A 13450-nucleotide genomic window follows, 5' to 3' on the forward strand; every position below is an offset into this window, starting at 1 on the left:
GGACCATGAGCACATTCAGCGGACTCACCACGGCGTACTCCGGACTCGCCGCAGCGCGTGCCGGCCTCGACGTCACCGGGCAGAACATCGCCAACGCGACCACGCAGGGGTACACGAGACAACGCCTCGAGACCTCGGCCGCCGCCCCGGCCCGGCCGTCACTCTTCACCACCGGTGCCCGCCCCGGGGAAGGCGTCCTCGCCACGGGCATCGCCCGCCTCGGCGATGCCCAGCTCGAGGCCCGCGTCCGGATCACGGCCGGCGCCGCCGGCTACACCGCCGTCCGCGCGCAGGCCTTCGCCACACTCGAGGACGGGCTGCGGGAGCCCGGCGCCCACGGCATCTCGGCGTCCCTCCAGGACTTCTGGGCCGGCTGGCAGGAGGTGTCCAACGCACCCGAGAAGGACGCCCCGGCATCCACACTGCTCGCCGCGGCAGGGCAGCTCACCTCCCGCATCGCCGCCGGCCACCGCGAGGTCGAGACCCAGTGGGCGACCGCACGCTCCTCGGCCACCACTCTCGTCACGGAGGTCAACGCCGCCGCCGCGCAGGTCGCCGACCTGAACCGGCAGATTCGCTCCGCCGTCAACGTCGGCACCTCCGCCAACGAGCTCGTGGACCGCCGCACCACCCTGACGACAGCACTTGCCGGACTGACCGGCGCCACGGTCCGCGACAACGCGGACGGCACGGCCGACGTCCTCGTGGCCGGCAACCCCCTCGTCTCGGGCACCACCGCCCGCACCCTGCAGGTCACCGGACCGGCGGGGATCGGTGACCCCGGGAGGGTGCAGGTCGAGTGGACATACCGGCCGGGCGCTTCGGCCGGCGTCGAGAGCGGCGAACTCGCAGCGACGCTCTCCCTCCTCGCTCCTGCCGACGACGGCGGCCCCCTCGCGCAGGCCGCGGCCGAGTACGACGCGTTCGCCACGACGCTCGCCGACCAGGTGAACACACTCCACAGCGGCGCAGGCAAGGGTCCGTTCTTCGCGTACCAGCCGGGTCGCGCCGCCTCGTCCCTCGACGTGCTGCCGACCGGCCGCGCGGACCTCGCCACCGGTGCACCGGGCGCGGGCGGCTTCGACGGCTCCGTGGCCGACAGGATCTCGAGGATCGGCATGGGCCCGGGATCGCCCGACGCCGCGTGGTCGGCCTTCGTGGTCGGTCTCGGCACCGTCACGCGCAGCGAGCGGCAGGCCGATGCGCTCGCGGAGGTCTCCGCCAGCAGCGCCCTCCAGCAGCACCTGGGTGCCACCTCGGTCAGCATGGACGAGGAACAGGTCAACCTGCTGCAGTACCAGCACGCCTACCAGGGCGCCGCGCGCGTGATGACGGCCGTCGACGAGATGCTCGACGTCCTCATCAATCGCATGGGAATCGTCGGACGCTAGGGAAAGGCCACCATGATCACGCGCGTCACCAACCAGACCATGATGCAGGGAGCCCAGCGCTCACTGCAGCACAATCTTGCACGACTCGCCGAACTGCAGGAGAAGGCGTCGAGCCAGAAGGCGATGAGCCGACCGTCCGACGATCCGGCCGCCGCGGGCGAGGCGCTGCGCGTCCGCGCCGAGATCCGCGCGAACGAGCAGTACTCCCGGAACATCGCCAACGGCGAGGGATGGCTCTCGCAGCTCGACAACGCGATGACGTCGTCGAAGCGCGCGCTGGACCGCGTCAACGACCTCACGCTGCAGGGCGCCAACTCGGCCCTGCCCCCTGCCGCACGGGAGGCCCTGGCACTCGACATCGAGTCCCTGCGCGCCGGACTCGCCGGCCAGGCGAACGCCACCTACGCAGGCCGGTTCCTGTTCGCCGGGAACACCGACGCACCCGCCGCGCTCCGCCCGGACCTCAGCTTCGCGGACGGCGGCACGGTGGAGCGTCGGATCGGGCCGGGCCGGGGCGTGCGCGTCGACGCGGACGGCGCGGCCGTCTTCGGCAGCGGCAGCACCTCGGCGTTCGCCCTGCTGGACACCATCGCCGCGGACCTGCGCGCCGGCAAGGACGTCTCGGTACACCTCGCGCCGCTCCAGCAGCGCATCCAGGACCTCACCGCCCAGCACAGCGAGATCGGCACACGCCATGCGCGTCTGCTCGAAGCCAAGGACGCCGTCGCCGATGCCTCGCTGGCCCTCGAAGGAGAACGCGCCACGGTGGAAGACGTGGACCTCGCATCCGTCATCCTGGACCTCAAGCTCCAGGAGACCGCCTACCAGAGCGCGCTCGCCGTCTCGGCCCGCGTGCTGCAGCCCTCCCTGATGGACTTCCTGCGATGAGGGCCGCGTTCGTCACACCTCCCCCCGGGCTCGCGCCGCTCACGGAGTTCGACCTCGAGCAGGTGCAGGGCGCGACAGGCCTGTTCAGCCTCACTGCGGCGGAGAACGCAGGCGTGCGCCTGTTCCTCCTCGATGCCGCAACCTACGTTCCGCAATACAGTCCCCGCTTCACGGACGCGCAGCGCGACGTCCTCGGACCGGACGTACCGGGGGCCCACCTGTTCGTCGTCGCGAATCCCGGCCCGGGCGGTACGACCGTCAACCTGGCAGCGCCGATCGTCCTGGACCCGACGACGGGACGCTGCGTGCAGCTCATCCTCGAGGGAACCGACTACCCGCTCCGGGCGTCGCTGGCCCAGGCCGCCTGACGCCCGCCGGACATGCGAAGAGCCGCCCGGCGATGCCGGGCGGCTCCTGACGGGGTGCGGAGGTTACGCGAAGTCGGCCGTCGCGGGATCGGCTCCGATGCGCCCGGCCTCGCCCTTGTCGAGCCCGTTGATGGCCTCGATGTCCTCGTCCTCGAGCGTGACGTCGAGTGACTCCCAGTTCTCGATGATGCGGGACTCCGTGACGGACTTCGGGATGACCACGTTGCCGAGCGCGAGGTGCCAGGCGATGACGACCTGCGCGGGAGTGGCATTGCGCTTCTGTGCGATGTCCTGCAGCACGGCGTCGTCGAGCAGCCCCTTGCCGGACCCGATGGGCGACCACGATTCGTGGAGGATGCCCTTCTCGGCCTCGAACGCACGGAGCTCGGACTGGTTCAGGTAGGGGTGCGTCTCCACCTGGTTGATGACGGGGACCACTCCGGTCGCGTCGATGATCTCGCTGAGGGCCTCGACGGTGAAGTTCGAGACACCGATGCTCCTCACGCGTCCCTGCTTCTGCAGCTCGATGAGGGCCTTCCAGGTGTCCAGGTACTTGCCCTGCTTGGGCTGCAGCCAGTGGATGAGGTAGAGGTCGAGGGTCTCGAGGCCGAGGCGCTCCATGGACTCCTCGAACGCCTTCAGCGTGCTCTCGTAGCCCTGGTCGGCGTTCCACAGCTTGGTGGTGATGAACATTTCGTCGTGGCTCAGGCCCGACGACGCGATGGCGCGACCCACGCCGGCTTCGTTCCCGTAGATCTTGGCGGTGTCGATGTGGCGGTAGCCGGCCTTGAAGGCCTTGGCGACGACGTCCTCGGCCACGTTGTCCTCGACCTGCCACACGCCGTAGCCGAGCTGCGGGATGGTGTGGCCGTCGTTGAACGTAAGGTTTGGTGATGTAGTCATACAGGCGGGAACCAACGGCGCAGCCCGTTTATTTCGGTTTCCACCGACAACTATCAGCCAACGTAGTGTCGGACCGGCCGTGGCGGCCGCGCCGATGGTCCGGGGGAACGGGGTGGGACGTGCTCGGCGACGACCGCATCACCCTGCACGACGCCTCCTACCGGTACGCCTTCCGCCGCTCGCTCTCGACACGGCTCGCGTCCTCCGCTGCCCAGGAGGCCGTCGAGTCGGTGGAGATGGACCCCACCGGCCGGGACTCGGACCCTGAAGCCGCCCGCGTCGCCGTCCTGCGCGCGACCAGGACCGCTTTGGAGCGCTACCTCCCGTCGACGCTGCCGCCCCGAGTGACCGGCGACTCCCGCCTGCAGGCAGCGCTCGCCGACCTCGCCCCCGCCGACCGCGAACTCCTCCTCCTGCACCACTGGGACGGGCTCCCGGTCGAGGACGCAGCACGGATGGCAGCGCGCGAGCCGGGACGCCTCCCTGCCGTCGAGGCCGTCTGCGCGCTGACGGTCCTGGGCGGTGGTTCTGCGGCCGGTGGTGGGACGACCGGCGCGACGGCCGGCAACGGGACGGCCGACGATGCGACGACGGGCGATACAGCAGCCGGGCCGGCAGGGGCAATGCCTGGAATAGCTGCCTTCGCCGCCGCGCTGGCCGCCGCCGACCCCGCCGAGGCGGTCACCGGGGAGGACCTGGCCCGCAGCCGGCGGAGTCTCGTCGGGACCGGGGCCCGGGAGACTCCGCCGGCCGGCGGACAGCGTCCCACCGCTCCGACCCGGACAGCAGCAGCGACCGCACCGGCCGGGGTCACCGGGGTCACCGCGGTCACCGCCGCCCGGGCCGCGCCGACTGCCTCCGAGCCCCCAGCGCACGACGACCGCCCCCGCCGTCAGCCCCGCTGGCCCGGCCGACGGGCGCAGGCGATCCTCGGGACCCTCTGCCTGCTCGCCGTCGTGGCGGGCCTCGCCGTGGCACTCATCCCGCGCGCCGATCCCGGCCCGGCGGGCGACGTCGAGCGGTTGTTCGCCCTCGCCGATGTCGTCGCCGTCGTGGCCGTCGGCAGCGTGGAACCCACGCAGGTCGCGGGTGAACTGCGGATGCTGCAGCCCGCTTCGGTCGTGCAGATCGTGAAGGGCGGTGCGGAGGGGACGACGCTCATGATCGACGTCACGGGGCGGAGCACGCTCGAGCGCCCCTACAGCCGGGAGCTCTTCCCGCCGGACCGCATCCTGTTCCTGGTGCGCGACGGCGACGGCGTCCTCTCACCGATCGAGGGCGAAGGGTCCGTCCTGATGCTGGTCGACCGGCGCTCACCGGAGACGACGACGATCGCGGGAGACCCTGCGCCGTTGCCCGACGAACTGCGCGGCGCCATCGATGCCCTTCCCGCGGAGGAGCTTCCGCTGGACACGAGCGGGGCGCCGGCGGGGTCGCTCGCAGCGGAATCCGTCGTCGGGACCCGCCCGGCCGAGGGCCGCAATGTGCAGAATCTGCCCGCGGACCGACTCGGCACCTTCCACGTCCTCCGCTCGGGGGCGGGGGGCGACCGGGCGTGCGTGGTGTTCGAGTACAACAGCCGGTCGGTGCTGCTCCGATGGCCGGACGGCTTCTCCGCCTACGAGCGCGAAGAGGTCCTGTCCTATCCGGACGAGGACCCCCAGCGGGGCCGGCAGGTGCTGACGGTCCTGAACGAACGCGGCTACCCCTACGTGGACGAGAGTCGGCGGGCGCCGTTCATCAGCGGCACGCCGACCGGCGGGCGGGGGGAGTGCGGCGGGCAGGACCTCGAGATCTGGGACATCGCCGTCGCGCCGGGGACCACGCTGCTGTCCTACTGACGGTCCGGCATCGCCCGCTCGGCCTCTTCGACGTCCTCGCCCACCAGCTGGGCGCGCCGGCGCACGTTGTCCAGGCCCGACGACGCCACTCCCCACCGTTCGCCGTCGAGCCTCGTCATCGCTGCGGCCTCCGCGGTGGTCGCGAGGGTGTTGCCCGCCCGGGACAGCGCGCGGTGCACCGGCAGGAGGGCGCCGGGGATGTCGAGTCCCGTACTCGGGGACGAGGCCTGGGCGTCCACGCAGATGGCCCGCACGCGCGGCAGGAGCGCACCCAGGACATCGGCGACGGCCACGAGTTCGTTGTAGACGTCGTCGTCCTCGATGCCCTCGAGGATCTGGTGATAGCGGTCCAGGCCCCGGCGGAAGCGGTCGTGGGCGCGGCGCCACACCCCGGTGCCGAGCTCGGCGTCGTCCCTCCGGCCCTGCCGCGCCGCTGCGAAGAATGCCACCGGGCCGTCAGAGGTACTGGCCGGGGCCGGAGGTCTGGCGGCCGGGCAGGGTGCGCTTCGGCTCGCCGTCCTCGCCGATGACGACGCCGGGGGCTATGACGGTGCCGGGAGGGAGCTGGCGGAGCTGGAGGCGGGCTGCCAGCTGCTGGTTGGCCATCTGCTGCGCCGCGAGCGCCGTCTGGATGCCGTGGAAGAGTCCTTCGAGCCAGCCCACGAGTTGCGCCTGCGCGACGCGCAGCTCCGCATCGGTGGGCACCGACTCGGCGTCGAAGGGCAGGTTGATGCGGTGCAGCTCCTCGACGAGCTCCGGGGCGAGGCCGTCCTCGAGCTCACGCACCGAGCGCTCGTGGATGGAGGCGAGCCTGGTCCGGCCGGCGTCGTCGAGCGGTGCGCTGCGGACCTCCTCCAGCAACTGCTTGAGCATGGTGCCGATCCGCATGACCTTCGCCGGTTCGTCGACGAGGTCCGCGAGCGACGCCGTGCGCCCGTCCCCGGGGGCAGCTGTGGTGTCGGCGGGAGCACCACCGACCGGGTCACCATCGACCGGGGCAGTACCTGCCGGGGCGGGCGCCGCACCCGCCGGGGCCGGCGCGGGAGCCGGGGGCTGCGTCCGGCCCGGGGTACCGGGCACGATCGCGGGCACCGCTTCGGACGGACTGCCCGGCTGCTGTTCGGTCATCCCGCTATGCTCCCACAACCCTCGGGGGCCGGGCAGGTCGGCCGCCCCCTTGCCCCGGCATCACCGCGGCCCTCCCGGTCGACCGGGAGGGCCCCCGGGGAGACCCGTGGACGACGAAGCCCGACGCCGTTCCTCCGGCGTCGGGCTTCGTGGACGGATTCCCGCCTAGCAGCAGCGGCCCTCCGGGTTGGCATCCTGGCGGTCCGTCCTGTCCCGCCAGAACTCCCGCTCGGTCATGGGCAGGCCGTCGGCGTGCGTGCGTTCATGGTGATCGAGGTATGCCTGGTAGGCGTTCTCCCCCATGATCCCCCTGAACACCCAGGCCAGTTCCCGGGCAGTGTCCCGCGCCCGGGTGAGGACCTGCGACGCCGTCATCAGTGGCCCGTCCTCGCCGGACGTCGGCGCGAGTCGAGGGCCGCCCACCGGGCCTCCAGTTCCTTCTCCGCAGGGGTGGCGATCAGGCCGGCCGGGGCGAAGACGCGGGACGCCACGGGAGCATCCTCCGCATCAGCCCCGCCACCGCGCCGGTAGGCCTTGATGGTGGCGATGATCGAGGTGGTGATGACGATGATGGCCAGCACCACGAAGACGATCGACAGTGTGCCCTGGATGAAGGTGTTGCGGACCACCGCCTCCATGGCGGCGACGGTCTTCGCTGCGCCGAAGCTCTCCTCCCCTGCGGCGAGCGCATCGCGGAACGCCGTGTGCTGCGCCCAGTAGCCGATGGCCGGGACCGGCGAGAAGATCTTCAGGAACGACGCCGTGATGGTCACGACGGCGGCGAACGCCAACGGCAATGCCGGGATCCACAGGAACGTGAAGTACCCGCGCTTCGCGCAGATCGCCATACAGACCGCGAGCGCGATCGCCGCCAGCAGCTGGTTCGCGATGCCGAACAGCGGGAACAGCGTATTGATGCCGCCCAACGGATCCGTGACGCCCATGATGAGGATCGCGCCCCAGCCGGCCACCATGATCGCGGTGCAGAGCCAGGCCCCGGCACGCCAGGAGGTGTCGCGGAAGCGGGGAACGAAGTTGCCGATGCTGTCCTGCAGCATGAAGCGCGCCACGCGGGTACCGGCGTCGACCGCCGTGAGGATGAACAGGGCCTCGAACATGATCGCGAAGTGGTACCAGAACGCCATCATCCCCGCGCCGCCGAAGACGCCCTGCATGATCTGGGCGATGCCGACGGCCAGGGTCGGGGCGCCACCCGTCCGCGAGACGATCGACTCCTCGCCGACGTTGGAGGCCATGGTGCTGAGGGCCTCGGGGGTCAGGCTGACGCCGGTCAGGCCGAGGCCGTTGACGAACGCGACCGCACCCTCGATGGTGCCGCCCGTCGCCGCGGCCGAGGAGTTCATGGCGAAGTAGATGCCGCGGTCGATGGACAGCGCCGCGACGAGCGCCATGATGGCCACGAAGGACTCCATGAGCATGCCGCCGTAGCCGATGAAGCGCGTCTGGCGCTCCTTCTCGATCATCTTGGGGGTGGTGCCGGAGGCGATGAGCGCGTGGAAGCCGGAGAGGGCGCCACAGGCGATCGTGACGAAGAGGAAGGGGAACAGCGTGCCCGCGACGACCGGGCCCGTCCCGGAGGTCGCGTACTGGGTGACCGCGGGGACGCTGATCTCCGGGCGCGTGATGACGATCGCGACGGCGAGCATGATGATCGTGCCGATCTTCATGAACGTGGACAGGTAGTCGCGCGGGGCGAGCAGCAGCCAGACCGGCAGGACGGCGGCGATGAACCCGTAGATGATGATGCCCCACGCGATGGTGATGCGGTCGAGGGTGAAGAGTTCGGTCCCCCAGGCGGTCTCGGAGATCCAGCCGCCGCCGACGATGGCGAGCAGCAGCAGCACGAACCCGATCACCGACACCTCGGTGACCTTGCCGGGCCGCAGGTGGCGCAGGTAGATGCCCATGAAGAGCGCGATCGGGATGGTCATGGAGACGGAGAAGACACCCCACGGGCTCTCGCCGAGGGCGTTCACGACGACGAGGGCGAGGATCGCGACGATGATGATCATGATCGCCAGCGTGGCGATGAGGGCCGCGGTCCCGCCGATGACACCGAGCTCCTCGCGAGCCATCTGGCCGAGCGAGCGTCCGCCGCGGCGCATGGAGAAGAACAGCACGAGGTAGTCCTGGACCGCTCCGGCGAAGATCACGCCGATGATGATCCACAGCGTCCCGGGAAGGTAGCCCATCTGGGCGGCGAGCACGGGTCCCACGAGGGGGCCGGCTCCGGCGATGGCGGCGAAGTGGTGACCGAAGAGGACCCGCCGGTCGGTGGCCGCGTGATCCTTGCCGTCGCCCTTGTACTCGGCGGGCGTCGCACGCCGGTCGTCGGGCCTGAGGAGGTTCCGCTCGATGAACTTCGCGTAGAACCTGTAGGCGATCAGGTACGTGCAGACCGCCGCGAAGACGAACCAGATGGCGTTGACTGTCTCACCGCGGATGATCGCGAGGATCGTCCAGGAGACACCGCCGAGGAGGGCGATGCCCACCCAGAGGGCGATCTTCGCCGGCGTCCACCGGCGGTCTTCTGCTTCGGCCTGCTGCGGGTCGACGGCGACCGGCAGCAGGTCCGGATCCGTCACCAGCACGTCGGCGTGCCGGTGGGATCCGTTCTGCTTCTTGCTCATGGTGCTCCTCGGATGCGAGAGTGTGATCCCCTCGAAGGTAGCAACCCGATGAGGCCTGCGTCACAGGGCAGGCCGGAGCAACCGGGGGTTGCGCCGAACGAACCGGCGGCTGCGGCGAGCGGCCGGCGTTGTCAGCATTCCCGGCGAGCGCCGTCGGTCCCGGTGCGTCCCGTATCTCCCTCGCTGCCGGCTTCCCGGCGCGTACCGGTCAGGACGAGGTGGGGTGTCCTCCGTCGTGCCCGTCGCCGAGCACTGCGGGCGGCTCGTCGTCGTTGGCATTCATGCCCTCGCTGATGCTCGAGTGCGTCCGGGTGCGCCCGTCGGCGGGCTCGTCGGCGTCGTCGGTCGGTCCGTTGTCGATGCCGTCGGGCACCTGGTCGCCGAGGTTCTCCGCGAAACTGTCGGCCGCCTGCGCAAGGCCGGCCTCGTGGTCGTCGTCGCCGTGGTCTGTGCTGGTCACGGTGGTGCTCCTTCCGGGTGATCGTCCTGCCAGCCTTGCACAGCACGACGTCGATCGAAAGCCTGCTGATGATTCGTCCGGCCGCTTGCACCGATGCTGGCGGTCCACGTCCACGTCCACGTCCACGTCCACCGAGGATCCCGCACCACCGAGCCTGACTGTCCGAAGGGCCACCCTCGGCGCCCGGTGACGACCGGCGCCGTATCACTCCGGACCGGTGGTCAGCAGGATCTTGCCGATGTGCTCCCCGGAGTCGAAGTAGCTGTGCGCCTCCGCGACCTCCGCGAGCGTGAAGGTCCGGTCCACGAAGGGCTTCACCGCACCGGAGGCCACGAGGGGCCAGACGTGCTCCTCCACCGCGCGCATGATCGTCGCCTTCTCCGCGACGGGACGTGACCGCAGCGTGGTCCCGGCGACGCTCGCACGCCTGCCCATGAGTGCCGCGAGGTCGAGTTCCGCGGTCGCGCCACCCTGCAACCCGATCACCATGAGCCGCCCACCGGTCGCGAGGGACTCGATGTTGCGTGCCAGGTACTTCGCCCCGACGACGTCGAGGATGACGTCCACTCCCCGCCCGTCCGTCGCCGCCCTGACTTCCGCGACGAAATCGGAATCCCGATAGTTGATCAGTGACGTCACCCCGAGCGATCGGGCGACGTCGAGCTTGGCGGCAGATCCCGCGGTCACATGAGGGACCGCTCCGAGGGCGAGGGCCACCTGGATCGCCATCAGGCCGATCCCGCCGGACGCCCCGTGGATGAGGACGTGGTCGCCGCCGCGCAGGCCGGCCTGCAGCACGAGGTTGGACCAGACGGTCGCGGCCGTCTCGGGGAACGCCGCCGCCTCCACGAGTCCCACGCCCGACGGCGCGCGGACCACCTGTCCCGCCGGCACCGCGACCTGGTCGGCGTACCCGCCGCCTGCCAGCAGGGCGACGACGGCATCCCCCACCGCGAAGCCCGAACCACCCGGGTCGGCGACGTGCCCCGAGACCTCCAGCCCCGGGACGGTGGATGCACCGGCGGGCGGCGGGTAGAAACCACGCCGCTGCTGCACATCGGCGCGGTTGAGGCCGGCCGCGACGACGTCGATGAGCACCTCGCCTGCCGCCGGCACCAGTGCCGGGACTTCCGTCACGGAGAGGACCTCCGGGCCGCCCGCCCCCTCGATCACGACTGCGCGCACGCCGTCCTCCGCTCTGTCCTGGGTATTTGGGCGGCACCCGCCCCGCATGAAACACTAACGGCGGGAAGGTTGTCCGAGCGGCCGAAGGAGCTGGTCTTGAAAACCAGTGGGCGGTTACCCCGTCTCAAGGGTTCGAATCCCTTACCTTCCGCAGGAGAGCAGTGTGCGCTGAACCAGGGCCGGCCGGCCGATCGAAGGATCGGTTCGACCGGCCTCTGTCGTTGCACAGGCCCCTCCGGAACGCCCGGGCCGTCGGACTAGACGGCGTCGGACGCCTCGATGCGGCCCGAACCGATCGCCTTCGCGAAGGCCTCGTAGTCGCGTTCGTTCTGGTCCGCGTAGCGCTCGGAGAAGTCGGTGATGGACCGGTCGAACTTGTCGTTCTTGCCCAGATAAGCAGCGATCGCGACCGGGTCACCGGAGCGGGCATGAGCCCGTGCCAGGGTCCAACCGCAGACGTCGGCGTAGATCGTCATGTTGAGCGGTTTCATTCCCTCCACGACGGCCGAGCCCTTCATGTCGCGCAGTTGGCGCCAGTACAGGTACCGGTTGTCCTGCACGCCCTTGGTCCACCCCAGGAAGATGTCGCTCGCAGCCTGCATCATCCGCTGGCCCTGCACCACCCGCTCGCCGGGCTGCTTGAACCGGCTCTTCGGCAGGTGGTCCTCGAGCACGGAGCGCGTGGCCTCCTTCACCTGCAGGAACAGGGGATCCTCCTCGTCGCGGCCCTGGAGCAGAGCGATGAACGCCCGGGTACCGACACTGCCGACCCCGACGACCTTGCGGGCGATGTCGACGACCTCGAAGCGTTCCAGCAGCTGGCGCCGGTCAGGAGGCAGGGTGGCCCGGTAGGACCGCAGCTGCCGACGGATCGCGGGTTCCACCTGGTCGGGAGACATCCCGTATGCGTCTCCCAGCTCACGGAGGGGGATGACGATCGGCGGCTGACTGACGATCCGGTATTTCCCGTCGACGAGCTCGGCGAGCTTGGAGAGTGCCTGCAGGCTGTCCCGGGTGCGGGCCTTGGCGATGTTCTTCCGCGCCGTCTTCTCCAGGCCCTCGGCTTTCTTCAGGGTCTTGCCCTTCGGCGTCGACACAGCCATGGTGATGGTTTCCAGCAGCTGTTCCTCGGACAGCCGGGCGTACCAGATGTCCAGGGTGCGCATCTGCGCGAACTGGGCCATCGCTTCCCGGTAGGCCCTGACCGCGTTCAGCGTCACATCGCGTGTTTCCGTCCTGGTGAAGGCATTGTTCCGGGCCGCGATGGTGAAGCTCGCGGACATGCGCTTGACGTCGTACTCGAACGGCCCCGGAAGCGTCTCGTCGAAGTCGTTGAGGTCGAACAACAGGTTCCGCTCCGGGGAGGCGAAGACGCCGAAGTTGGACAGATGGGCATCCCCGCACAGTTGGGAGACCAGGCCTGCCCGCGGGGTGTCCTTCAGGTCCGCAGCCATGATCTTGGCCGCACCCCGGTAGAACGTGAACGGCGAGACCAGCATCCGCCCGTGCCGCACCGGCACGAGGTCCTGGTCCCGGGTGAGGTTCTGTTCCTCGAGCAATGCGATCGGGTCGGGCCGGTCGGACGCGGGGACCCAGCCCTTGTGGCCGGAGACCGGCGACTTCTCCCGACACTGCTTGCCCTTCGCGGTACGCTCCTCGACACTTCGGTGCTTGATCTTGATCTCGGCCATGATCGGCGACCTCTCCTCACCTCGGGAAACCGGCGCGGGTCGTCCGGGGCCGGTCCGTACTCAGCGCGCGAAAGCGCCCTGTCCTGGTATCCGACGGCGGACCCGCCTGACGGGTCCGCGTCGCGGTCACCGTATCGTCGGTCGTCGTCCCGTACCTCCTCCCCCGGGGGTGATCGCCTCGACCACGTGCCGCGCCTTCCCCGACACCGCGCCGTCGTGCGGTACTGTCCCGAGGGCAGCCGGTGTGCCACGGATCCGTGGCCTGAGATGGGGTTCGATGCGTACTGGACAGGACGGATGGGCGCTGCAGCGCCGTCGGGGTGCGACGGCGCTCGCGGGAGCGATCGCGGCGATCGCGGTCCTGGCGGGGTGCGGCGCCTTCGGAGCGGAGGAGCCGGAACGCCTTCCGGAAGGCACCGCCGACGCCGGGACGGACGCCTCCCCGATCGCCGTGGGGGACTGCATGAACGACCCCGGGATGAAGAAGCGGCCGGACATCCCCGTCATCCCCTGCGACGAGCTGCACGTGTTCGAGGCCTTCGCCTCCACCCGAATGCCCGACGGCGACTACCCGGGCCAGGGCGAGGTGAACGCCGCGGCCTCCGATTACTGCGCCGAGGAGTTCGAGGGCTTCATCGGCGTCGACTATGACGCCTCCGTCCTCGAACTGCTGTCCTTCTACCCCGTCGAGGAGAGCTGGACCGCCGAGGAGGACCGCGAGATCCTGTGCTTCGTCGCCGAGCAGGAGGAGACCCCGGTGACAGGAACTCTCCGTGATGCGGGCCGATAGCTCCATCCGTCCATGAATAGCGGCCAGTGGCCCCGGATCTTCCGGGGCCACTGGTGTTTTGGTAACCCAGAGTTAAGGATGTTCTGGTTGGCTACTCCTGGGGATAGGAATGTCACCTGCGTCACATACGGTGCACAAAGCCGACACGCCCACC

Annotated in this window: 13 protein-coding genes and 1 tRNA gene; 6 read left to right on the forward strand and 8 right to left on the reverse strand. The window is 70.3% G+C overall.

Features of this window, described 5'->3' with window-relative positions; genetic code table 11:
• Positions 1–5: 5 nt before the first annotated feature.
• From flgK to fliW, 3 genes are read left to right on the forward strand one after another with little or no spacing between them, the layout of a single operon-like run.
• A complete protein-coding gene (gene flgK / locus ACX80P_RS13280; protein ID WP_459278584.1) occupies positions 6–1391 on the forward strand; it encodes a flagellar hook-associated protein FlgK in 1386 nt (461 codons plus the stop codon).
• A 12-nt stretch (positions 1392–1403) separates the two neighbouring features.
• A complete protein-coding gene (flgL, locus tag ACX80P_RS13285; RefSeq protein ID WP_459278585.1) occupies positions 1404–2279 on the forward strand; it encodes a flagellar hook-associated protein FlgL in 876 nt (291 codons plus the stop codon).
• The gene (gene fliW / locus ACX80P_RS13290) at positions 2276–2647 is read left to right on the forward strand and encodes a flagellar assembly protein FliW (protein ID WP_459278586.1); all 372 of its coding nucleotides are present in this window, start codon (positions 2276–2278) and stop codon (positions 2645–2647) included. Before flgL ends, fliW begins: the two co-directional genes overlap by 4 nt.
• 63 nt (positions 2648–2710) lie before the next feature.
• Here the strand turns inward: fliW and ACX80P_RS13295 are convergent, their stop codons facing one another.
• Positions 2711–3550 (reverse strand): aldo/keto reductase, encoded by an 840-nt coding sequence (locus ACX80P_RS13295; protein WP_459278587.1) that lies wholly within the window; start codon positions 3548–3550, stop codon positions 2711–2713.
• Between the two features lie 119 nt (positions 3551–3669).
• On the opposite strand from ACX80P_RS13295, the gene ACX80P_RS13300 reads away from it, so the two are divergent.
• Positions 3670–5391: a hypothetical protein gene (locus ACX80P_RS13300; protein ID WP_459278588.1), complete on the forward strand. Its 1722-nt coding sequence runs from the start codon at positions 3670–3672 to the stop codon at positions 5389–5391.
• On the opposite strand, the gene ACX80P_RS13305 is transcribed toward ACX80P_RS13300, so the two are convergent.
• The 6 genes from ACX80P_RS13305 to ACX80P_RS13330 all read right to left on the reverse strand — a co-directional run bounded on the left by ACX80P_RS13305 (position 5385) and on the right by ACX80P_RS13330 (position 10815).
• Positions 5385–5840 (reverse strand): hypothetical protein, encoded by a 456-nt coding sequence (locus ACX80P_RS13305; RefSeq protein WP_459278589.1) that lies wholly within the window; start codon positions 5838–5840, stop codon positions 5385–5387. The genes ACX80P_RS13300 and ACX80P_RS13305 overlap by 7 nt on opposite strands.
• Positions 5841–5847: 7 nt before the next feature.
• On the reverse strand, positions 5848–6519 hold the full coding sequence (locus ACX80P_RS13310; RefSeq protein WP_459278590.1) for a bacterial proteasome activator family protein: 672 nt from the start codon (positions 6517–6519) through the stop codon (positions 5848–5850).
• A 165-nt stretch (positions 6520–6684) separates the two neighbouring features.
• The gene (locus tag ACX80P_RS13315) at positions 6685–6894 is read right to left on the reverse strand and encodes a YbdD/YjiX family protein (RefSeq protein ID WP_459278591.1); all 210 of its coding nucleotides are present in this window, start codon (positions 6892–6894) and stop codon (positions 6685–6687) included.
• Positions 6894–9170: a carbon starvation CstA family protein gene (locus ACX80P_RS13320; RefSeq protein ID WP_459278592.1), complete on the reverse strand. Its 2277-nt coding sequence runs from the start codon at positions 9168–9170 to the stop codon at positions 6894–6896. The genes ACX80P_RS13315 and ACX80P_RS13320 overlap by 1 nt, the downstream gene beginning before the upstream one ends.
• A 208-nt stretch (positions 9171–9378) precedes the next feature.
• On the reverse strand, positions 9379–9630 hold the full coding sequence (locus tag ACX80P_RS13325) for a hypothetical protein (protein WP_459278593.1): 252 nt from the start codon (positions 9628–9630) through the stop codon (positions 9379–9381).
• 204 nt (positions 9631–9834) lie between these two features.
• On the reverse strand, positions 9835–10815 hold the full coding sequence (locus ACX80P_RS13330) for an NAD(P)H-quinone oxidoreductase (RefSeq protein WP_459278594.1): 981 nt from the start codon (positions 10813–10815) through the stop codon (positions 9835–9837).
• A 63-nt stretch (positions 10816–10878) separates the two neighbouring features.
• On the opposite strand from ACX80P_RS13330, the gene ACX80P_RS13335 reads away from it, so the two are divergent.
• Positions 10879–10966, forward strand: a tRNA-Ser gene (locus ACX80P_RS13335).
• A 106-nt stretch (positions 10967–11072) separates the two neighbouring features.
• Here ACX80P_RS13335 and ACX80P_RS13340 read toward each other — a convergent pair.
• Positions 11073–12506 carry a DUF2252 domain-containing protein gene (locus ACX80P_RS13340; protein WP_459278595.1) on the reverse strand — a complete coding sequence of 478 codons (1434 nt, stop codon included), beginning with the start codon at positions 12504–12506 and terminating at the stop codon, positions 11073–11075.
• 277 nt (positions 12507–12783) lie between these two features.
• Here ACX80P_RS13340 and ACX80P_RS13345 point away from each other — a divergent pair, with 277 nt between their 5' ends.
• Complete coding sequence (locus ACX80P_RS13345; protein WP_459278596.1) at positions 12784–13296, forward strand: septum formation family protein; 513 nt, start codon at positions 12784–12786, stop codon at positions 13294–13296.
• Positions 13297–13450: the final 154 nt, after the last annotated feature.

Source organism: Arthrobacter arabinosi (genome assembly GCF_054511115.1).

Coding starts and splice junctions, on each gene's coding strand:
- flgK (WP_459278584.1), top strand. CDS start 6: ATGAGCACATTCAGCGGACTCACCACGGCGTACTCCGGACTCGCCGCA.
- fliW (WP_459278586.1), top strand. CDS start 2,276: ATGAGGGCCGCGTTCGTCACACCTCCCCCCGGGCTCGCGCCGCTCACG.
- ACX80P_RS13310 (WP_459278590.1), bottom strand. CDS start 6,519: ATGACCGAACAGCAGCCGGGCAGTCCGTCCGAAGCGGTGCCCGCGATC.
- ACX80P_RS13320 (WP_459278592.1), bottom strand. CDS start 9,170: ATGAGCAAGAAGCAGAACGGATCCCACCGGCACGCCGACGTGCTGGTG.
- flgL (WP_459278585.1), top strand. CDS start 1,404: ATGATCACGCGCGTCACCAACCAGACCATGATGCAGGGAGCCCAGCGC.
- ACX80P_RS13345 (WP_459278596.1), top strand. CDS start 12,784: ATGCGTACTGGACAGGACGGATGGGCGCTGCAGCGCCGTCGGGGTGCG.
- ACX80P_RS13340 (WP_459278595.1), bottom strand. CDS start 12,506: ATGGCCGAGATCAAGATCAAGCACCGAAGTGTCGAGGAGCGTACCGCG.
- ACX80P_RS13315 (WP_459278591.1), bottom strand. CDS start 6,894: ATGACGGCGTCGCAGGTCCTCACCCGGGCGCGGGACACTGCCCGGGAA.
- ACX80P_RS13295 (WP_459278587.1), bottom strand. CDS start 3,550: ATGACTACATCACCAAACCTTACGTTCAACGACGGCCACACCATCCCG.